Annotated in this window: 20 protein-coding genes; 8 read left to right on the forward strand and 12 right to left on the reverse strand. The window is 70.3% G+C overall.

The features are described from left to right. Nucleotides 1-116 precede the first annotated feature (116 nt). Both ABC271_RS16150 and ABC271_RS16155 read left to right on the forward strand, forming a co-directional pair. A complete protein-coding gene (locus tag ABC271_RS16150; RefSeq protein ID WP_412925855.1) occupies nt 117-542 on the forward strand; it encodes a YciI family protein in 426 nt (141 codons plus the stop codon). Next, nucleotides 539-1,777 (forward strand): RNA polymerase sigma factor, encoded by a 1,239-nt coding sequence (locus ABC271_RS16155; RefSeq protein WP_412925856.1) that lies wholly within the window; start codon nt 539-541, stop codon nt 1,775-1,777. The genes ABC271_RS16150 and ABC271_RS16155 overlap by 4 nt, the downstream gene beginning before the upstream one ends. Nucleotides 1,778-1,898: 121 nt before the next feature. Here ABC271_RS16155 and ABC271_RS16160 read toward each other — a convergent pair whose 3' ends face one another. Then, nucleotides 1,899-2,471 (reverse strand): NADPH-dependent FMN reductase, encoded by a 573-nt coding sequence (locus tag ABC271_RS16160; RefSeq protein WP_412925857.1) that lies wholly within the window; start codon nt 2,469-2,471, stop codon nt 1,899-1,901. Nucleotides 2,472-2,616: 145 nt separating this feature from the next. On the opposite strand from ABC271_RS16160, the gene ABC271_RS16165 reads away from it, so the two are divergent. The 4 genes from ABC271_RS16165 to ABC271_RS16180 all read left to right on the forward strand — a co-directional run bounded on the left by ABC271_RS16165 (nt 2,617) and on the right by ABC271_RS16180 (nt 6,697). Further along, a complete protein-coding gene (locus ABC271_RS16165; RefSeq protein ID WP_412925858.1) occupies nt 2,617-3,888 on the forward strand; it encodes a sensor histidine kinase in 1,272 nt (423 codons plus the stop codon). Then, entirely contained in the window at nt 3,881-4,561 is a 681-nt protein-coding gene (locus ABC271_RS16170) for a response regulator (protein WP_412925859.1), read from the forward strand. The genes ABC271_RS16165 and ABC271_RS16170 overlap by 8 nt, the downstream gene beginning before the upstream one ends. Nucleotides 4,562-4,688: 127 nt before the next feature. Next, nucleotides 4,689-5,573, forward strand: coding sequence for an ABC transporter ATP-binding protein (locus tag ABC271_RS16175; protein WP_412925860.1), 885 nt, complete (start codon nt 4,689-4,691; stop codon nt 5,571-5,573). Beyond that, a complete protein-coding gene (locus ABC271_RS16180) occupies nt 5,570-6,697 on the forward strand; it encodes an ABC transporter permease (protein ID WP_412925861.1) in 1,128 nt (375 codons plus the stop codon). The genes ABC271_RS16175 and ABC271_RS16180 overlap by 4 nt, the downstream gene beginning before the upstream one ends. A 64-nt stretch (nt 6,698-6,761) precedes the next feature. Here the strand turns inward: ABC271_RS16180 and ABC271_RS16185 are convergent, their stop codons facing one another. The 4 genes from ABC271_RS16185 to ABC271_RS16200 all read right to left on the reverse strand — a co-directional run bounded on the left by ABC271_RS16185 (nt 6,762) and on the right by ABC271_RS16200 (nt 10,537). After that, nucleotides 6,762-7,142, reverse strand: coding sequence for a VOC family protein (locus ABC271_RS16185; protein ID WP_412925862.1), 381 nt, complete (start codon nt 7,140-7,142; stop codon nt 6,762-6,764). A gap of 15 nt (nt 7,143-7,157) precedes the next feature. Then, entirely contained in the window at nt 7,158-7,844 is a 687-nt protein-coding gene (locus ABC271_RS16190) for a hypothetical protein (protein ID WP_412925863.1), read from the reverse strand. A 159-nt stretch (nt 7,845-8,003) separates the two neighbouring features. Then, nucleotides 8,004-8,726 carry a hypothetical protein gene (locus tag ABC271_RS16195; RefSeq protein WP_412925864.1) on the reverse strand — a complete coding sequence of 241 codons (723 nt, stop codon included), beginning with the start codon at nt 8,724-8,726 and terminating at the stop codon, nt 8,004-8,006. A gap of 41 nt (nt 8,727-8,767) precedes the next feature. Then, nucleotides 8,768-10,537 carry a glycoside hydrolase family 15 protein gene (locus ABC271_RS16200; protein WP_412925865.1) on the reverse strand — a complete coding sequence of 590 codons (1,770 nt, stop codon included), beginning with the start codon at nt 10,535-10,537 and terminating at the stop codon, nt 8,768-8,770. Nucleotides 10,538-10,649: 112 nt separating this feature from the next. On the opposite strand from ABC271_RS16200, the gene ABC271_RS16205 reads away from it, so the two are divergent. Both ABC271_RS16205 and ABC271_RS16210 read left to right on the forward strand, forming a co-directional pair. Next, nucleotides 10,650-12,017 (forward strand): glucose-6-phosphate dehydrogenase, encoded by a 1,368-nt coding sequence (locus tag ABC271_RS16205; RefSeq protein ID WP_412925866.1) that lies wholly within the window; start codon nt 10,650-10,652, stop codon nt 12,015-12,017. Nucleotides 12,018-12,187: 170 nt separating this feature from the next. Further along, on the forward strand, nt 12,188-12,772 hold the full coding sequence (locus ABC271_RS16210; RefSeq protein WP_412925867.1) for a nitroreductase family protein: 585 nt from the start codon (nt 12,188-12,190) through the stop codon (nt 12,770-12,772). A gap of 83 nt (nt 12,773-12,855) precedes the next feature. On the opposite strand, the gene ABC271_RS16215 is transcribed toward ABC271_RS16210, so the two are convergent. From ABC271_RS16215 to ABC271_RS16245, 7 genes are all read right to left on the reverse strand, one after another. Further along, nucleotides 12,856-13,188: a winged helix-turn-helix transcriptional regulator gene (locus ABC271_RS16215; RefSeq protein ID WP_412925868.1), complete on the reverse strand. Its 333-nt coding sequence runs from the start codon at nt 13,186-13,188 to the stop codon at nt 12,856-12,858. Beyond that, complete coding sequence (locus ABC271_RS16220; RefSeq protein WP_412925869.1) at nt 13,185-13,589, reverse strand: VOC family protein; 405 nt, start codon at nt 13,587-13,589, stop codon at nt 13,185-13,187. The genes ABC271_RS16215 and ABC271_RS16220 overlap by 4 nt, the downstream gene beginning before the upstream one ends. A gap of 43 nt (nt 13,590-13,632) precedes the next feature. Beyond that, nucleotides 13,633-14,100 (reverse strand): ribonuclease E activity regulator RraA, encoded by a 468-nt coding sequence (rraA, locus tag ABC271_RS16225; protein WP_412925870.1) that lies wholly within the window; start codon nt 14,098-14,100, stop codon nt 13,633-13,635. Nucleotides 14,101-14,184: 84 nt separating this feature from the next. Next, nucleotides 14,185-16,386: an ATP-dependent Clp protease ATP-binding subunit gene (locus tag ABC271_RS16230; RefSeq protein WP_412925871.1), complete on the reverse strand. Its 2,202-nt coding sequence runs from the start codon at nt 16,384-16,386 to the stop codon at nt 14,185-14,187. Between the two features lie 247 nt (nt 16,387-16,633). Beyond that, nucleotides 16,634-18,040 (reverse strand): FGGY-family carbohydrate kinase, encoded by a 1,407-nt coding sequence (locus ABC271_RS16235; RefSeq protein WP_412925872.1) that lies wholly within the window; start codon nt 18,038-18,040, stop codon nt 16,634-16,636. Then, nucleotides 18,040-19,482: an FAD-binding oxidoreductase gene (locus ABC271_RS16240; RefSeq protein WP_412925873.1), complete on the reverse strand. Its 1,443-nt coding sequence runs from the start codon at nt 19,480-19,482 to the stop codon at nt 18,040-18,042. Before ABC271_RS16240 ends, ABC271_RS16235 begins: the two co-directional genes overlap by 1 nt. Before the next feature lie 50 nt (nt 19,483-19,532). Then, nucleotides 19,533-20,312 carry an SDR family oxidoreductase gene (locus tag ABC271_RS16245; protein WP_412925874.1) on the reverse strand — a complete coding sequence of 260 codons (780 nt, stop codon included), beginning with the start codon at nt 20,310-20,312 and terminating at the stop codon, nt 19,533-19,535. Nucleotide 20,313 lies beyond the last annotated feature (1 nt).

The raw sequence follows: 20,313 nt of genomic DNA on the forward strand, positions 1-20,313 counted from the left end.
TCAGAACTTTTCTCGTCGCCCTGTCGATTCCGGTGAGTGCCGTTCGACGCGATAGTAGGGGCAGGCATTCGCTCCCCGAAGGCGCTCGACCGAGCACACGACGAGAAGAGTTCACGATGAAGTACATGCTGATCATGCGCGGCACCGACGAGGCGTACGCGGCCTACAAGCAGATCCCCTTCGAGCAGATCATCAACGACATGGGCGCGTACAACGAGTCCATGATCAACGCGGGTGTCCTCGTCGCCGGCGACGGCCTCGCGGAAGACATGAGCCAGAACTTCGTCGTCGAGTTCGGGGGCGAGGAGCCCGTCGTCACCGACGGCCCCTACGGGGAGACGCACGAGCTCTTCAACGGGTTCTGGATCATCGAGGTGTCCAACCGCGATGAGGCCATCGAGTGGGCCCGACGGGCGCCGCTCATCGCCGGCAACAAGCTCGAGGTGCGCCGCGTCACCGACGAGACCGATTTCGCCGCCTTCGCCGACAACGAGTACATCCAGAAGGAAGAGGGCTGGCGCGAGGAACTCTCCGGGCGGTGAGCCCCGACACCGACCTCTCGCGCCGCGTCGCGGCGATCTGGCGCATCGAGGGTGCGCGGATCGTCGCGGCGCTGGCGCGTGTGGTCGGCAACCTCGGTACGGCCGAAGACCTCGCGCAGGACGCCCTCGTCGAGGCCGTCGAGCAATGGGAACGAGACGGCGTGCCGCGAAACCCCGGGGCGTGGCTCACGGCGGTCGCGAAGCGCCGCGCGATCGACGGGTGGCGGCGCGAGCAGCGCCTCGGCGAGAAGTACCGCCTCCTCGCCGCCGATCTCGACGAGGTGGCCGACGACGTCTGGGAGCCCATCGACGACGACGTCCTGCGCCTCGTCTTCGCCGCTTGTCATCCGGTGCTCTCGCGCGAAGCGCAGGTGGCGCTGACGCTGAAGGTGGTGGGCGGGCTCGACACCGATGCCATCGCGCGCCTCTTCCTCGTGCCCCTGCCGACAATGCAGCAGCGGATCGTCCGGGCGAAGAAGGCGCTGAGCGCGGCGCGCGTGCCGTTCGCCGTGCCCGAGCCCGCGGAGTGGCCCGCGCGGCGCACCGCGGTACTGACCGTCGTGTACCTCATCTTCACCGAGGGCTATGTCGCGAGCACCGGCGACGCGGTCCTGCGCACCGAGCTCGCTCATGAGGCCCTGCGGCTCGGGCGCGTTCTCTGCGGGCTGCTCCCCCACGAGCCCGAGGTGCTCGCCCTCTCGGCCCTCATGGAGCTGCAGGCCTCCCGCTTCGCGGCCCGCGTCGATGCGAACGGGGATGCCGTGCTCCTGGCCGACCAGGATCGGCGGCGCTGGGATCGCTCGGCGATCGCTCGCGGCTCCCTGCTTCTGGACCGGGCTGATGCCCTCGGCCGCGGACGGGGTCCTTATGCGCTGCAAGCGGCGATCGCCCTGTGCCACGCGGAGGCCGCGAGCGTCGAGACCACGGACTGGGACAGGATCGTCCTGCTCTACGAAATGCACGGCCGGATCACCGCGAACCCGGTCGTCGAACTGAATCGCGCGGTGGCCGTGTCGATGGCATCCGGTCCCTCCGAAGGGCTCGCGATCGTGGACGCGATGGATGCCACGCCCCTGCGCGGCTCGCATCTGCTGCCCTCGGTGCGCGGTGAACTGCTCGCGCGGCTCGGGCGTTTCGCGGAGGCGCGCGCCGAGCTCCTCGACGCCGCCGGCCTCACCCGCAATGCGCGGGAGGCCGCGCTGCTGCGCCGGAAGGCCGAAGCGCTCGGGGCCTGATCCGCCTGGGCCCCGCGCCGCCCGGCGCCCCGAGACACAGGTTTGGGGCGCGTTCTTCGCTTCGGGGCGTGAATCGCATGCCCCGAAGCGCGAAACGCGCCCCAAACCGAGAAACCGTGCCTCAGGCCGCGGGAACCTCCGCGGGAGCGGTGCGCTTCACCAGGGTCACGAGTGCCTCGATGATCGAGCGGAGGAACGCCGCGGTGCCCTCGTCGTTGACGGTGCCGTCCTCGTCGAAGAGGCCCGGCGTCGACTGGATGTAGCCCTCGGGCTGACCGAGCACGAGAGCGTTGTAGTGCAGGAGGACCGAGCGCAGGTGCTGCTGGCCGGCGGCGGTGGCGATGCCACCCTGGGACGTGCCGATGACAGCGGTGGGCTTGTCGTTGAATGACGCCTCGCCGTAGGGGCGCGCCGACCAGTCCAGCGCGTTCTTCAGCACGCCCGGGATAGAACGGCTGTACTCCGGGGTGACGATGAAGACCGCGTCGGCATCCTCGATCGCGTTCTTGAAGTCCGTCGCGACCTGAGGGAAGTTCCCGTCGTAGTCGGGCGAGTAGAACGGGAGGTCCTTGATCGGGATCTCCTTGAGCGTCACGCCCTCGGGCGCGACCTTCTCGAGCGCCTTCGCCAGGCGACGGTTGATCGAGGTGCTGGAGATGCTTCCGACGATGTAGCCGATCGTGTATTCGGTCACGATGATCCTTCCTGTGATGCCGGGGGCGCGGGGGCGCCCGGGTGCATTCATGTGCAAGCTTTTCGTTCCGCGGCCCATTCCCCGCGGGGGTTGACTCCGTCTCGAGGGGGATGCCGAGCAGGCGGAGCCCCCATAACGTGGAGGGATGCCGAATCTCACCCGCGCGCAGTGGCGCAGCGACATCGTGCTCGCGGCGGTGCTGTTCGTGGGCGGGCTGCTCAGCGCGGTGCTGTCGGCCGTCGCGGGACTCTACGGGGATCAGCAGGCCGAGTTCGTCCTCGCGGTCGTCTACGTCGCCGTGCTGTCCGTCCCGCTCGCGTTCCGGCGACGGTGGCCGTCCATCGTGGCCGTGATCGTCTCGGCGGCGTACTTCTTCGCCGTGACCCTGCGGGTCCCCGAGGTGTACGCGGGCAACATCGCGATGTTCATCGCGATCTACACGGCCGGCGCGTGGTCGACGAACCGTCGCCGGGCCACGATCGTGCGGGTGGCCATCATCCTGGGGATGTTCGCCTGGTTGTTCGTCGTGATGTTCCAGGACGCCACGATGCCGGTGGACCAGGTGCCCGAGGGCTTCCCGTCCCGCACCGGCGCATTCTCGCCCTTCGTCGCCTCACAGCTGCTCGGGCTGGGGATCAACGCGCTGTTCTTCGGCGGCGCCTACTTCTTCGGTGAGCGCTCATACCAGCAGCGCCTTCAACGCACAGCGCTCGAGGAACGCACCGCCGAGCTCGAGGCCGAGCGCGAGATCACGGCCGCCCAAGCGGTGGCGCTGGACCGGGTGCGGATCGCGCGCGAACTCCACGACGTCGTCGCGCACCACGTCTCGCTCATGGGCGTGCAGGCGGGTGTGGCCCGCTCGGTGATGGACCGCGACGCCGAGAAATCCCGCGAGGTGCTGAGCGGCATCGAAGAATCGGCGCGGACATCGCTGCGCGAGCTCCGCCAGCTGCTCGAGACGTTGCGGACACCGGATGCCAGTCACGGAAGCGAGCCGAGCACCGACACCGCTCCGACGACCCACGGGCTGGCATCCATCCCCGCGCTCGTCGCGGAGACGTCGGCGGCGGGACTCCCGACGACGTTCGCCGTCATCGGGGAGCCGGTGGCCGAGCCGTCCCCGGTCGTGCAGGTCAACCTGTTCCGTATCGCCCAGGAGGCGCTCACGAACGCCCGCCGGCACGCGGGTCCTGCTGCGACCGCCGACGTGCGTGTCCGCTACGAGGGCACGACCGTCGAACTCGAGGTGACCAACACGGGTCGCCGCGGCTCCGGCGCCCCCGGTCTCGGCCAGCGCGGCATGCGCGAACGCGCCGCCGTGTCGGGCGGCAGCATCGAGATGGGCCCGCGCACCCGCGGCGGGTATCTCGTGCGAGTCCGGGTGCCGCTCGCCACGGCGGAGGTCACGCATGCCTGAGCTGCGCGTCCTGCTCGTGGACGACCACGCGATGATGCGGGCGGGGTTCCGCACGATCCTGTCGCTCGAGGACGACATCGAGGTCGTCGGCGAAGCGGGGACGGGCGTCGAGGCGATCGCGGCCGCCGCGGCGCTGCGACCCGACGTGATCTGCATGGACGTCCAGATGCCCGACATGGACGGGCTCGAGGCCACCCGGCGCATCGTCGGCGATCCCGCCTCTGCCGCCGCCGTGCTCATCGTCACGACCTTCGACCGCGACGATTACCTGTTCGACGCTCTCGCGGCCGGAGCCAGCGGCTTCCTGTTGAAGAACGCCGGGCCCGAAGAGCTCGTGGGCGCGGTCCGCGTGGTGGGCGCGGGCGATGCCCTCCTCGCACCGGAAGTCACGCGCCGCGTCATCGCGCGGTTCGCGGGACAGGGCGGCGGTGCGCCCGCCCGCGAGCCCTCGACCCCGCCGGCCGAGGGGCTCGTCCTCGCCGAACCCCTGACAGAGCGCGAAGCCGAGGTGCTCAAGCTCGTCGCCGAGGCACTGAGCAACGCCGAGATCGCGGCGCGCCTGTTCATCGGTGAGGCCACGGTCAAGACGCACGTGTCGAACCTGCTGCAGAAGCTCGGCGCACGCGACCGGGTCCAGGCCGTGGTGCTGGCGCACCGCCACGGCCTGGCCTGACCGCACCGCGCGACCGCGGCGGGCCCGGACTCCCCCTCAGGGAGGAGGGGCGCAACCCGCCCCGGGACGGATGCCGCGTCGTGTCGGCCTCCGTAGCGTGGAGTCCATCACCAGAAAGGGGTGGACCGTGCTCGAACTGAACGGCATCACCAAGAGCTACGGCGGACGCCGCGTGCTCGACGATGTGAGCTTCACCGTGGCTCCGGGCCGGCTGACGGGCTTCGTCGGCGGCAACGGCGCGGGCAAGACCACGACCATGCGGATCGCGCTCGGCGTTCTGGGCAAGGATGCCGGCACCGTTTCCATCGACGGGGCCGAGCTCACCGCCTCCGACCGACGCCGCTTCGGCTACATGCCGGAGGAGCGCGGCCTTTACCCGAAGATGAAGGTGGCCGAGCACATCGCCTACCTCGCGCGTCTGCACGGGTTCGGCAAGGCCGAGGCCACCGCCAAGGCCACCGCGCTCCTGGAGCGTCTCGGCCTCGGCGAGCGCCTCGGCGACCTGGTCGAGACGCTGTCGCTCGGTAACCAGCAGCGGGCCCAGATCGCCGCCTCGCTCGTGCACGAGCCGGACGTGCTGATCCTGGACGAGCCCTTCTCGGGACTCGACCCCCTCGCCGTCGACGTCGTGGCGGGCGTGCTGCAGGAGAAAGCGGCAACCGGCACGGCGGTGTTGTTCTCGTCGCACCAGCTCGACGTCGTCGAGCGGCTGTGCGACGACCTGGTCATCATCGCGGCGGGCACGATCCGCGCGGCGGGGAGCCGCGAGGCCCTCCGCGCGCAGCACGCGACCCACCGCTACGAGCTCGTCTCGGGCGGGGACGCGGGGTGGCTGCGCGACCGGCCGGGGGTCACGGTCATGGACTTCGACGGTGGGTACGCCGTCTTCGACGCCGCCGACGACGCTGCGGCGCAGGCGGTCTTGCGCGAGGCGGTGGCCCGCGGCGACGTCGCGAGCTTCGCGCCGCAGCGACCGAGCCTTGCCGACATCTTCAAGGAGGTCATCCAGTGAGCACCACAGCGACGTCGCAGGGAACGACCCGCGGTACCCCCAGCGAGCTCAAGAGCGTGTGGCTCGTCGCCGAGCGCGAGATCGGCTCGAAGCTGCGCAGCAAGGTCTTCGTGATCTCGACGGCGATCCTCGTCGTCGCCGCCCTCGCGTCGGTGTTGTGGGGCGGTTTCGCCGCGCGCGACGCCGGGGGCAGTGGCATCCCCGTCGCCGTGACGAACCAGACGCAGCCGGCTCTGTCGGGGCTGGCCGGAGTCGACGCGACGGTGGCTGACTCGGACGACACCGCCCGCGCGCTCGTCGAGGACGGGACGGTGGATGCCGCCCTGGTGTCCGGGTCGACCAACCCGGCGTTCGACTACACCGTCGTGGTCAAGGACGGGGTGCCCGCCGCGCTCCTCCAACTGCTCAGCGAGACCCCGGAGGTCGAGACGATCGACCCCGGCGCGGGTGCCGCGGATGCGCTCCGCTACCTCATCGCGCTCGGCTTCGGCATCGTGTTCTTGATCGCGGCGAGCACCTTCGGCGGCACCATCGCTCAGAGCGTCGTCGAGGAGAAGCAGACGCGGGTCGTGGAGATCCTGATCTCGGCGATCCCGGTGCGGGCCCTGCTGGCCGGAAAGGTCTTGGGGAACACGATCCTCGCGATGGCCCAGATCGTTCTGCTCGCGGCGGTGGCGGTGATCGGGTTGGCGGTCACCGACCAGGTCGGGGTGCTCAGCGCCCTCGGCGCCCCGATCGCGTGGTTCGCGATCTTCTTCCTCTTCGGGTTCATCCTGCTGGCGTCGCTGTTCGCCGCCGCGGCCGCGATGGTGTCGCGCCAGGAGGACATCGGCGCCACGACCACCCCGATCACGATGCTGGTGATGGCGCCGTACTTCCTCGTGATCTTCTTCAACGACAACCCCGTCGTGCTGACGATCATGTCGTACGTGCCGTTCTCGGCACCGGTGGGGATGCCGCTGCGGATGTACCTCGGTGACGCCCAGTGGTGGGAGCCGGTGCTCTCGCTGCTGATCCTCATCGCCTCGTGCATCGCGGCGATCGCGATCGCCGCCCGCATCTACCAGAACTCCCTGCTGCGCATGGGGGCCCGCGTCAAGCTGGCAGAGGCGCTGCGGGGCTGACCGGCTCGGGCCCGGTCACCGGCGGGATGGATGCCACGGCTTCTGGCATCCATCCCGCTTTCCGTCACTCCTCGAGGACGGCGAGGACGTTCCCCGCGGGGTCGCGGAACCACGCGATCAGCGGGCCGCCCTCGCGCATGATTCCGCGCGAGTCGGTGGGGAAGTCGGCGTCGTCGTAGATCTTCGTCTCGACGCCGCGCGCGTGGAGGTCGTCGACGGCGGCCTCGACGTCTGCCACGGGGAAGTTCAGCACCGTGAACGTGGCCGGGACGTGATGCGGTTTGCCATAGACGAGCACGCTCCCCCCGGATGCCAGGTGGAGCCGGAGGAAACCGGACCCCTCGAGCACCTCCACACGCAGGCCGAGGGTGTCGGCGTAGAAGCGGTGGGCGGCGTCGAGGTCGTCGACGGCGAAGCCGGAGAAGGCCCCCTCGGAGTGGAACATGGTCGTGCCCTTTCCCTAGTTCGGCCTCACATAGGCCGTTACGCTCTCGGACAGTCGGATCGGGGTGCCCGCGACGGTGTCGTCGGCCGGGTCGTCGATGGCGACGGTGAGCTTTTCGTCCACGCCGAAGACCGCCGCGCCGGGCTGCGCGCCGCTGGCGCACCCCGCCGACCAGGGCCGATTGTCGCTGGAGGTGAAGACCGCGACGCAGCGACCGTCGCCGTCGTCGGGCAGGGCGAGGTAAATACGGAAATCGCGGATCGTGGCGATGTAGCGGATGCTCGCCGGGTCGATGCCGCTGTCCGAAAGGATGTCACCGGAGATCACGTCCTCCGCGGTCTGGACGAAGGCGAGTTCGGGCAGGTCGGCCGCGGACGAGTCCGCCGATACCGGAGCGTTCGCCAGCCCGTACCCGGTCGCGACGCCGAGACCGACCAGGGCGACCGCGGCGAGGGCCGTGAGGATGCCACGGAGGACGGGGCGCGGGGCGGGGCGGAGAGGCTCGTCGGCTCCTGACGCGTCGGTCTCGGGGTGCCGCGGCTCGGCCCCACCGGCAAGAGGGGGCTCGTTGACACGGGTCGCCGTGCGGGCGCGGTCCTCGAGCGCGCCCAGCCGCGCGATGTCGTCGGGCGTGGGTGCACTCCCCCGCCCGCCGTACACGCGCTCGCGCAACCGTGCGAGCTCGACGTCGTCGTCGCTCATGCGACGACTCTAGGCGCGTGTCGGACCTCGCGGCGTGCGCTCAGCGATCTGCAGCGGCTCAGTGGCATCCGCCGAAACCCACTGACTTTGCGCAGATCACGGAGCTTGTGCAGCGCCAGCCGGGGCCGCCTGCGCCGCGGCACACCAGCGGCCGCCCCGTCAGTCGCTGACGTACGCCGTCACCGACTCCGAAAGCCGCACGGGCGTGCCGCGAACCGACATGCGCGACGTGTCGCCGAGCGCGATGTTCAGGTTCCTGTCGACGCCGAACACCGCACCGTCGTCGAACGGTCCCCCGGTCGTGCATCCCGCCGACCACGGCTGGTCGTTCACGACGATGAGGGTCACCACACAGACGCCCCCTCCCCGTTCCCGCTGAGCCAGGAAGACGCGGAAGCCGCGCATCACGGCGATGTACCGGGTGCTCGTGGGGTCGATGTTGCTGTCGTCGATGATGCTGACCGGGATCACGTCGTCGTCCGTCTGCGGGAAACGCAACTCCGGATATGGCGCCCCGGAGGTCGGTGACGGCGTGGGCGAGGCTCCGACGAACGCGGGCATGCCGACGCCGGCGGCGTACCCCGCCCCCAGCAGCACTCCCGCCGCGGTGAGTGCCGCGATGACCGCAAGCGCGCGGTGGGGGTGGGCCCTGGCATCCATCTGGCCGTCCTCGACGGGCTGCGGCGGATCCGTCGGGACGGTGGGCGGAGCGGACGCCCGGGATCGGGGCTGCGTCTCGGGAGTCGGAGCCGGCGAGCGCCGGGCGCGGATCCCCTCTTCGAGGGCGGCCAGCCGGGAGATCTCCTCCGCCGTCGCCGGGGTGTCATTGTCGCCGTACACGCGCTCGCGCAGGCGGGTCAGCTCGACGTCATCGTCGCTCATGCCCCGACTCTAGAACCGTGGCGACCCGGGTGGGGCGGTTGTCAGGAAGCCGTCGCCCCCAGGGCGTCCGCCGCGCCGACCAGCGCGAGATGCGACAGCGCCTGCGGGGTGTTGCCGGCTTGCCGCTTGCCTCGCGGGTCGTACTCCTCGGACAGCAGGCCGACGTCATTCGCCACAGCGGTCAACCGGCGCATCAGGGCGACGGCGTCGTCGCGGCGGCCCGTGTGCGCGTACTGGCCGACGAGCCAGAACGAGCATGCCAGGAACGGGTACTCGTCGCCCGCGAGACCGTCGACGCCGGTCGTGCGGTACCGCAGCAGCCAACCATCGGGCATGAGGGTCTGCTCCATGCGCTCCACGGTGGCGAGCATCCGCGGATCGTCGTACGCGCAGAACCCCACCTGCGGGAGGATCAGCAGCGAGGCGTCGACCTCGTCCGTGTCGGCGTGCTGGGTGAACCACCCGCCGGCGTGCACCCCGTGCGCGTCGATGTCGGCCTGAACGCGGTCGCGCATCTCCCGCCACGTGTCGACCTCGCCGTCCAACCCGTTCTGCTCGACGGCCCGGATGCCACGATCGAACGCCGCCCACACCATCGCGCGCGAGTGGGTGAAGAAGTGCGGGTCGCCACGCATCTCCCAGATGCCGTTGTCGGGGCGGTCGAACCACTGCGCGAGCTGGTCGAGCAGCGCCCGCTGCAGCGCCCACGAGAACGACGTCTCCTCCACGCCCGCGTCGCGCGCGGCCTCGAGCGCGACCATGACCTCACCGATGACATCGGCCTGGTACTGGTCGACCGCGCCGTTGCCGATGCGCACCGGCTGGGCACCGTCGTAGCCGGGGAGGCTCGTGATCTCGCGCTCGGGAAGGTCGCGCTCCCCCGCGATGCCGTACATGATCTGCACGTCGGCGGGGTCGCCGGCGATTGCGCGCAGCAGCCACGTCCGCCACCTGTGCGCGGCGTCGAGGTACCCGTGGTCGATGTACGCGCTCAGGGTGAGGGCGGCGTCGCGAAGCCACACGTAGCGGTAGTCCCAGTTGCGTTCGCCTCCGAACGACTCGGGGAGCGACGTCGTGGCCGCGGCGACGATGCCCCCGGTCTCGGCGTGCGTCAGCGCCCGCAGAACGAGGAGCGAGCGGGTGACGAGCTCGGCGTGCTCGCCCGCCGCCTGCACGCGCCGCGCCCACGCGGCCCACCATTCGACGGTGTGTTTGAGCGTGGCATCCACGTCGATCGGGGCGGGTGCCGACCGCCACGACGGCCCCCACGACAGCACCGAGTCCACGCTCTCCCCCGCCACGGTCGTCCACAGCGCGCGGTGCGCGGTGTCGACGGCGATCAGGCGCGGACCGCGCAGGATCACGGCATCCGGGCCCGCCACGGCGAGGATCGCGTGCTCGTGACCCTGACCGACCTGACGGACCCACGGCACCGCGCGGGCGTAGTCGAACCGGAACCGGACCTCGCTGACGAAGTCCACCTCGCCGGAGATCCCGACCACGCGCCGGACGAGCGCCTCGATCCCCTCGTCGATCGGCATCGCGTCGTGCACCTCGGCGACGCCGGTCGACGTCTCCCAGCGCGTGACGAGCACGAACGTGTCGTCGTCGTAGCGGCGGGTGACCGTGGCATCCGGGTCGGTCGGACGCAGCGACCACGCCCCGTGCGACTCGTCGCCCAGCAGCGCGCCGAACATCGATGCACTGTCGTACCGGGGCAGGCACAACCAGTCGACACTGCCGTCCCGGGAGACGAGGGCGGCGGATCGACAGTTGCTGAGGACGGCGTAGTCCTCGATCGCGGTACTCACCCTCGTGATTGTGGCAGGGATGCCTGCTTCACGGCCGAGCATCTCGCTAGCGGCATCCGTGTGCCCGCTGCAAGCGACCGTGAGTGTCGCTGGGGAGCGCTACGGTGGCCCCATGCCTGCGGACACCACCCTCATCATCCTGGGCGCTTCGGGCGACCTCACCTCGCGCCTCCTGCTGCCCGCCCTCGGGCAGCTGCTCACGCGCGAGCCGAACCGCTCGCTGCGGTTGCACGGCGCAGGCATGGAGGACTGGACCGACGACCACTGGCGTGACGTCGTGCGCGCGTCGTTCGCGACGATGGGCGCGGAGGGAGCCTTCGACAAGGTCGCCGAGACCACCTACACCCGGGCCGACATCACGAAGGCGGCCGACCTGCAGGCGCTCCTGGATGCCGCGGAGGGCCGGCCCGCGCTGTACTTCGCCGTCCCGCCGGCAGTCGCCGAGAAGGCCTGTGTGGCGCTCGGCGACGTCACGATCCCCACGGGCACGATCCTGGCGCTCGAGAAGCCCTTCGGCACCGACGAGGCGAGCGCCCACGCCCTCAACGTGCAGGTCGCGCAACACGTGCCCGAGAACCAGGTGTTCCGCATCGACCACTTCCTCGGCCGGTCGACGGTGCTGAACCTCCTCGGCGTGCGCTTCGCCAATCGCCTCGTCGAGAGCGTGTGGTCGGCCGACGACATCGCCGCGATCACGGTGGACTACCCCGAGAAGCTCGGGCTCGAGGGACGCGCGGGCTACTACGACCAGGCGGGCGCCCTGGTCGACATGATCCAGAGCCACCTGCTGCAGGTCATGGCCTTCGTCACGATGGAGCCGCCGGCCTCGCTCGACCAGCTCGACCTCCGGGATGCCACCGCCGCGGTGCTGCGCGCCACCCACGTGTGGGACGACGACCCCGTGAAGAACTCCCGCCGCGCGCGCTACACCGAGGGCACGATCGGCGATCGGCACTTCCCGTCGTACGTCGACGAGCCCGGGGTCGACCCGTCGCGCCAGACCGAGACGCTCGCCGAGATGACGGTCGAGGTGCGCACGGCCCGCTGGCAGGGCGTCCCGATCGTCCTGCGTTCGGGTAAAGCTCTGGGGCCGGATGCCGGCGACCCGGCGGTGACCGTCACGTTCAAGCCCGTGCGGCACCTGCCCCACGGTTTCATCGGCGAGAGCGACCCCTCGGTGCTGACGTTCTCGCTCGGCCCCGACACGATGAGCCTCGGACTGAACGTCAACGGCGCCGACGACCCGCTCGAACTCGAGCGCGTGACGCTCGCGGCCGACCTCGGCGAGGGCGGCATGAAGGCCTATGGCGAGGTGCTCTCCGGCATCCTGGACGGCGATGCGATGCTCGCCGTCCGTGGTGACGCCGCCGAGCAGTGCTGGCGGATCGTCCAGCCGGTGATCGACGCGTGGCGTGCCGACGAGGTGCCGCTCGACAGCTACCCCGCGGGGACCGCGGGGCCGGCGGACTGGGGTCTGTGACGGGCGGGGGTCTGTGACGGGCGGGAGTCTGTGACGGACTGGGGCCTGTGACGGGCGGGGGTCTGTGACGGCGACTTTCTCCGTCACACGGGAACACCGGGGTCCGTAAGCGCGTTCGATGGACTGGGTCAACGGCGCCCCGGCATCGTTCTTACCCCCAGGAGTACCCCATGTCACACGTTCTCGACCGCACCGCTCAGACCGACGTCCCGATCCTCGACGTCCTGGCCGAGCGCTGGAGCACCCGCGTCTTCGACGCCGAGACCCCCATCGACGAAGAGGCACTGCGCGCCGCCCTCGAGGCAGCCCGCTGGTCGCCGTCCGCCAACAACACGCAGCCGTGGCGCTTCCTGCTCGCCCGCCGCGGCACCGATGCGCACGCGCACGTCGTCGACGCGCTCGTCGGCTTCAACCAGGGCTGGGCTCCGACGGCGGGTGCGCTGCTGGTCGTCCTGGCCGAGACCGTCGACGCCGAGGGCAACGCCCGCCCGTGGGCGACCTACGACGCGGGTCAGTCCGCCGCGTTCTTCACCGTCGAGGCCCACGCCCGCGGCCTCGCCACCCACACCATGGGCGGCTTCTCGGGCGATGCCCTGCGTACCGCGTTCGACATCGACCCGCGCTTCACGCCCGTGACCGTGATCGCGGTGGGCGCCTTCGGCGATCCCGCCGCCGCAGACGAGGCCGTCCGGGCCCGCGAGTCCGCTCCCCGCACCCGCCGCCCGATCGCCGAGTCGCTGCTCCTCGACGCCTGACGCCCCTGCGGTCTGAGGCATCCGTCCGCCCCCGCGCCCCGTCGCGCGCGTCCCGCGCCCGAGGTCACACGATCTCGCCGAGATCACTCGCTTTTCGCCGAAACGTCGGGTGATCTCGGCGAGGTCGCAGGATCTCGCGGCTGACCGGCACCCCACCGACCCAACGCGACGATGACCTCGCGCAACGCCTCGCCCCGCTCGGTCAGGGCGTAGGCGCGGGTGTTGTGCTTCAGCGGAAGCCGTCGCAGAACTCCGGCCTCCTCGAGTTCGCGCAGCCGCACCGCGAGGATGTTCGTGCCGACGCCGAGGTCGCGCTGCAGGTCGCCGTAGCGCTGCGGGCCGTCGAGCAGCCGCGCCACGATGAGCAGCGCCCAGCGGGCACCGACGACGTCGAGGGCCGCGGCGAGATCGCTCACTCGGCCGCTTCGGCGTCCGGCTTCATCCAGAACGGTGAGTAGTGGTAGCCGTCGGGGTCGTCGAACTGGCGCTGGTACATGAAGGGGTAGTCGTCGGTGTCGCCGATGCGACCGCCCGCCGCGCCCGCGCGCTCGACGAGCTCGTCGACGGCCTCGCGGCTGCCGAGGTCGAACGACACCGTGATCTTCGACGGGGTGTCGGGCCCGCCGATCAGGTCTTCGGTGCCGCCGACGGCGGCGTACATCTCCCGCGAGCCGAGCATGACGTACTGCTCGGGCGCGATGGCGAAGCACGACACGTTGTGGTCGGACATCTGCTCGTTCAGCGTCCAGCCGAGGGCGGTGTAGAACGCGGTCGCCCGTTCGACGGACTCGACCGGGCACGTGAGGAAGAGGCTCATGGCCGTGATACTTCCAAAAGTGAAGTACGCCGTCAAGACCCCGTCAGCGCTCGACCAGCACGCCGTCCGCGTCCGCCCACACGTGCCGCCCCGGAGTGAAGACGACCCCCGCGATCGTGACGGGCACATCGACCTCGCCGACGCCGTCCTTCGCGCTCTTGCGCGGATTCGAGCCGAGGGCCTTCACGCCCAAGGGCAGGGATGCCATGGCCGCGCGGTCGCGGATCGCGCCGTGCACGATGACCCCCGCCCACCCGTTCTCGACCGCGGACGCCGCGATCAGGTCGCCGACCAGCGCGGACTCGAGCGATCCTCCGCCGTCGACGACGAGCACGGCCCCCTCGCCGGGCGTCGCGAGCACCCGCTTCACGAGGGCGTTGTCGCGGTGACAGCGCACCGTGCGGATGGGGCCGTCGAAGGCCACGCGGCCCCCGAGGTCGAGCAGTTGCAGGGAGAGCGAGTCCAGTTCGTCGCCGCGCTCGTCGTAGAGGTCGGCCGTCGCGATCGTCATGCGGCCAGGGTAGCGACGCACCCCACGACGGCACGAAGAAGGGGATGCCACGCGCCCGGCGCGGCATCCCCTTTCGGCATCCGTCTACTCGACGATCTCGGCCTCGATGACGTCGTCGTCGAGGTCGCTCTGTTCGGCGGCGGGACCGGTGCTCGTGAGCACCAGGGACTCGCCGTCGCTCGCGACGTCGACCTTCACCACATCGCCGTCGTGGACGCCGCCGGCGAGGATCGCCATCGCGAGGCGGTTCTGCACCTCGGACTGGATCAGGCGGCGGAGCGGACGGGCTCCGTACACCGGGTCGTATCCGCGCTCGGCCAGCCACGACCGCGCGTCGGGCGTGACCGCGAGCGTCAGACGGCGTTCGCGGAGGCGCTTGTGCAGCGCGTCGACCGCGAGCTCGACGATCTGGGCGAGGTCGTCCTCGGTGAGCGCCTGGAAGATGACGATGTCATCGAGACGGTTCACGAACTCGGGCTTGAACGCCTGCCGTACCAGCGCCTGCACCTGCTCGCGCTTGGTCTCGATCGACAGCGTCGGGTCGATGAGGATCGGCGAGCCGAGGTTGGAGGTGAGGATCAGGATGACGTTGGTGAAGTCGACCGTCCGCCCCTGGCCGTCGGTCAGCCGGCCGTCGTCCATCACCTGCAGGAGGATGTCGAACACTTCGGGGTGCGCCTTCTCGACCTCGTCGAGGAGCACGACGCTGTACGGGCGTCGCCGCACGGCCTCGGTGAGCTGGCCACCCTGCTCGTAGCCGATGTACCCCGGAGGGGCACCGACGAGCCGGGCGACGGAGTGCTTCTCGCCGTACTCGGACATGTCGATGCGAACCATGGCGTGCTCGTCGTCGAACAGGAAGTCGGCGAGCGCCTTGGCGAGCTCTGTCTTGCCGACACCGGTCGGGCCGAGGAACAGGAACGAGCCGACCGGTCGGTTCGGGTCGCTGATGCCCGCACGCGAGCGCCGCACCGCGTCGGACACCGCCTTCACGGCATCTCTCTGGCCGATCAGGCGCTTGCCGAGCTCGCGCTCGAGGTGCAGCAGCTTCTCGGTCTCACCCTGCAGCAGACGACCCACCGGGATGCCGGTCCACGCGGCGATGACAGCCGCGATGTCCTCCTCGGTGACCTGGTCGTTGACCATGCGGTCACCGGCGGGCTCTTCGCGTTCGGCCGTCATCAGTTCGCGCTCGAGCGCCGGGATGTCGGCGTACAGAAGCCGCGACGCGCGCTCGAGGTTGCCCTCGCGCTGAGCGCGCTCGGCATCCACGCGGGCGGCGTCGAGCCGCGTCTTCAGATCGCCGACGCGGTTGAGCGACGCACGCTCGCGCTCCCAGCGCGCCTGCAGCTCGTCGAGCTTCGACTGCTCGGCGGCGAGGGTCTCGCGCAGGGCCGCCAGACGCTCCTTCGAGGCCGCGTCCTTCTCTTTCTTGAGCGCGAGCTCTTCGAGCTTCAGGCGGTCGACGTGCCGACGCAGTTCGTCGATCTCGAGCGGGGCCGAGTCGATCTCCATGCGCAGCCGCGACGCGGCCTCGTCGATGAGGTCGATGGCCTTGTCAGGCAGCTGGCGCGACGGGATGTACCGGTTGGAGAGGGATGCCGCGGCGACCAACGCCGCGTCCGCGATCGCGACCTTGTGGTGCGCCTCGTACCGCTCCTTGAGACCGCGGAGGATCGCGATCGTGTCCTCCACAGTCGGCTCGCCGACGTACACCTGCTGGAAGCGGCGCTCGAGGGCAGCATCCTTCTCGATGAACTCGCGGTACTCGTCGAGCGTGGTCGCGCCGATCAGGCGCAACTCACCGCGGGCGAGCATCGGCTTGAGCATGTTGGATGCCGCGACCGAACCCTCACCGCCACCCGCGCCCATGAGCACGTGCAGCTCGTCGATGAACGTGATGATGCGTCCGTCGGACTCGGTGATCTCTTTGAGAACGCTCTTCAGGCGCTCCTCGAACTGGCCGCGGTACATCGCACCGGCGACGAGCGCCGAGATGTCGAGAGCGACGAGCTCTTTGTTCTTGAGGCTCTCGGCGACGTCGCCCGCGACGATGCGCTGCGCGAGGCCCTCGACGACAGCGGTCTTGCCGACGCCGGGCTCGCCGATGAGGACCGGATTGTTCTTGGTGCGGCGGGTGAGCACCTGGCTGACGCGCCGGATCTCGCTGTCGCGCCCGATGACGGGGTCGAGCTTGCCCTGACGGGCCCGGTCGGTGAGGTTGATGCCGAACTGCTCGAGGGCGCTCCGCGCGTCCTCCTGCCCCGGCTGCTGGGTGGCGTTCATGGTGTCTCCTGGAAATCTTTCGCAAACTTGAGTTGCATTGACTCAAGTTTAGCAGTGCGGCGCCTTCCGGGCAATGGTGCCCGAGGCGACGGCGAGGGCGTTGCACGTCCCGCGAGACTTCATCACGGCGACGAGACCGGCGCGGGCTGCAAGGGAGATGTCGGCGCGATGGAGTCTCGCGGGTCACACGGCCCCGGAACGCCGCGATGCCCCGGCCCGGGAGGGACGGGGCATCGGGGGAGCGGACTCACGGACGCGCGGACACCATCCAGTCCGACAGGTCGGCCACGCGCGAGCGGATGCGGCGGTGCCAGGGCCGCAGCGCACGATACATCTCTGCGTGGTCGCCGGGGAGCACCGGAGCGCCGGTTCCCGCCATCGCGGCAACAGCGGCATCCCAATCCGGAATTAGACCCGCCCCGACCGCTGCACAGATCGCGGCACCGATGCCCGCGGCATCGTCGACGAGCGCCCGCCGCACCGGCCGCCCGAGCACATCGGCGACGATCTGCACGAGCAACGGCGACTGCGCGCCGCCGCCGGTCACGATGACCCCCGCCGCGGCGACTCCCCGCTCGCGCTCCATGTCCTCGATGTGATCGGCCATGGTGAAGGCGATGGCCTCCAGCACGGCCCGGTAGAGGTGCCCGCGCCCCTGCGCGCCCGAGAAGCCGACGAATGCGCCCCGGCGATTCGGTTCGTCGCCCGGTGCGAGCCAATCCAGGACCGCGGCGACTCCTTCGCATCCGGGGGCGACGGCTTCGGCCTCGGCGCCCAAGCTCCGGTCGAAGGCGTACAGGTCGCCCTCGGGCGCGTCCGGGTGCAGAAGATTCCGCAGCCAGCTGACCGTCCACATGCCCCGTCGGATGCCGGTCGACTCGGCGAGGTACTGCCCCGGGCGCGCACCGAAGTTGACCCAGTGCGCGGCACCCGCACCCGGCGCATCCGCGACGGTCATCGCGGCGATGTAGGTACCGAACGACAGCAGCACGTCCGCGTCGGACGACAGCCCGGCACCGAGCGCCTCGACGGCCTTGTCGTTCGATGTGGCGAACACGGGCACACCCTCGGGGAGCCCCGTCAGCGCGGCGGCGGCGGCCGTGACGCGGCCGAGCTCCGCGCCCGGGTCGACGAGTTCGCTCAGCAGCGCGCGCTCCATGCCGGTGGCATCCGTGGCATCCGGCGAAGGAGACCACCGCCAGGTGTGCTGATCGATCGGCCAGAGCCCCTGGTAGTTGCCCGCCGCGTCGCGGAACTCCCCCGTCAAGCGGTGGGCGACGTACCCCGACGACGTCACCACGTGCGCCACGTCGAGCCGCGGCACGTGCGGCTGCGCGACCCGCTCGTCCATCCAGCTCAGCACGGGTTCCGCGAGCGTTCCGTCCGCGCGGAGCAGCGCCCGGCAGAACCGGATCGTGCAGAGCCCCACCCCGACGATCTCGTCGGGACCCCCGTCGAAACGCTCCATCGCGGCACGGCATGCGCGCACGATCGAGTCCCACACGTCGTCGTCCGGGTGCACGCTGCGCCCCGGTGCGGGGGCGGCATACGGTCGGAGCCCCACACGCGCCTGCGCTCGCACGCGCCCGGTCTCGTCGACGATGAGCACTTTCGTCGACTGCGACCCGTTGTCGATCGCGACGACGACGGGCATCAGTCCGCCAACGCGAAGATCGTGCCGGGGTTCATGATGCCGTGCGGGTCGAGCGCGGCCTTCATGCGCTCCAGCAGCACCAACGCGCTGCCGTGCTCCTCGGCGGTCCAGGCAGTCCGGTACTTCCCGATGCCGTGGTGATGCACCATCGAACCGCCCAGGCGCAGCGCCTCCTCGACCACGATCGCGTTGAGCGGCTCGTGGTACTCGGTGATCTCCTCGCGCGGTTCGCACCGGATGTCGTAGTCGTACACGAAGTACAGGTTCGTCCCCGTCTGGTAGCTGTGCGAGGAGTGCGCGCCGAGCATGGTGAGGTCGGCGGCGCGGGGCAACTCCCGCCGCACGCGTGCCATCACCGACTCGTAGAGCTCCACGACGCGCGACCAGTCGACCGAGACCTCGGTCGTGTAGCCGAGGTGCGCCTTCTCGAGCATCTCGCGCTTCTCGCGGTCGATCTTGTCCTGTCCCCAGTTGAGGTTGTCGAACCACTGCGCGATCAGGGCATCGTCGACGCGCTCCAGCGGCTTCCCCTCCGCCGCCTCCGCGATCGCCTCCGCGGTCGCCTCGGCGAGCCGCCGGGGCCCCTCCGCGACGAGGATGACGACGCTCTTCCCCTCGTGGAAGTGCGCGAAGTGCTGTCGCGCGTCTTCGGGCGAGTACACCCGCGCGACGGACGGGCGGTACCCCCGCGTCACGAGCTCGCGCAGCAGCTCGATGCCGGCACCGAAGTCGTCGGTGAGGAAGCCGAAGAAGCGGTTGTTCTCGGGCGTGTAGGGCCAGATCTTCACGGTGACCTCGGTGACGAAGGCGAATGCGCCCTCGTTCCCGATGATCAGGTGGCGGATGTCAGGACCGGCGGCCCGACGCGGCACGTTCTTGATACGCGTCACGGTGCCGTCGGCGAGAACGGCCTCGAGTCCGACGACCATGTCTTCGATCCCGCCGTACAGCGTCGAGAACTGCCCGATCGACCGGGTCGCCACGAGACCGCCGTACTGGGCGAGCGGCTTCGACTGCGGCGAGTGGCCGGTAGTGAAGCCCTGCGCGCGCAGCTCGTCCTCGACGCGCTGCAGCGGCACGCCGCACTGCACCGTCACCATCATGTCGACGGGGTCGATTCTCAGCGTGGCATCCATCCGCGAGCCGTCGAGCACGATCGTGTCGGCGACGACGGTCTCGAGGCCGCCCTCGGTGGCCGTGCGGCCGGTGCGCGGAACGACGGCGATGCGGTTCTCGTCGGCGAACCGCAGGACCGCCGCGACGTCGTCGGTCGACCGCGGATAGGCGATAGCCGCGGGGAACGGACCATCGAAGATGCCGTGCACGGCGGAGTACTTCTTGAAGCGATCGACGCTGGCCTCGCGCAGCTCGGTGTCGCGGGTGTCGACGGCGTCGGCGCCGAGAAGCTCGATGAGGCGCGCGGCGATGTCGGAACGGGTCAAAGGGGAACGGGAATCGGCCATGTCGGTCTTCCTGGATCGGTGTGGTCGGGTCAGCGCAGGAGGTAGCCGCCGTCGACGACGAGCGTGTGCCCGGTGACGTAGTCGCTGGCGCGGCTGGAGAGGAACACCACGGCTCCCATGAGGTCGGCGGGGTCGCCCCATCGGCCGGCCGGGACGTGATCGACGATGCGGCGGTTGGCCCCGGCATCCGATCGGGTCTTCTCGGTCAGGGCGGTCGCGAAGTATCCGGGCGCGATCGCGTTGACCTGGATGCCGAACTCCCCCAGTTCATCGGCGTAGGCCTTCGTGAAGCCCACGATGCCGGCCTTGGATGCCGCATACGCCGGCGACTGACGCCCGCCGAGGAACGAGAACAGCGACGCGATGTTGATGATCTTTCCGCGACCGCTCGGGATCATGACCGCGGCGGCAGCACGGGCGAAGTCGAACGCGGCGGTGAGGTTGACCGCGATCATCGGATCCCACTTCGCGCGGTCGAACGCGACGACGTCCTCGCTCAGCAGGTTGATCCCCGCCGAGTTGATCAGCACGTCGACGCCGCCGAACCGCTCGACGCACGCGCGCACGACCCGGTCCGGCTCTCCGACGGCGGTGATGTCGGACTGCACGAAGGCGTATTCGCGCCCGTGCGCCTCGATCAACCGGGCGGTCTCTCCGTCATCATCCGCGAGGGAGGGCACGAACACGTTCGCTCCGGCCGCGGCGAGCGCGAGGGAGAAGGCACGGCCGAGTCCGCCGTTCCCGCCGGTCACGATCGCGGTCTTCCCCGTGAGCGAGAAGAAGTCCGTAGTGAATTCGCTGATGTCCATG

Origin of the sequence: Microbacterium canaveralium (genome assembly GCF_047238045.1) — a bacterium.
GTDB lineage: Bacteria > Actinomycetota > Actinomycetes > Actinomycetales > Microbacteriaceae > Microbacterium.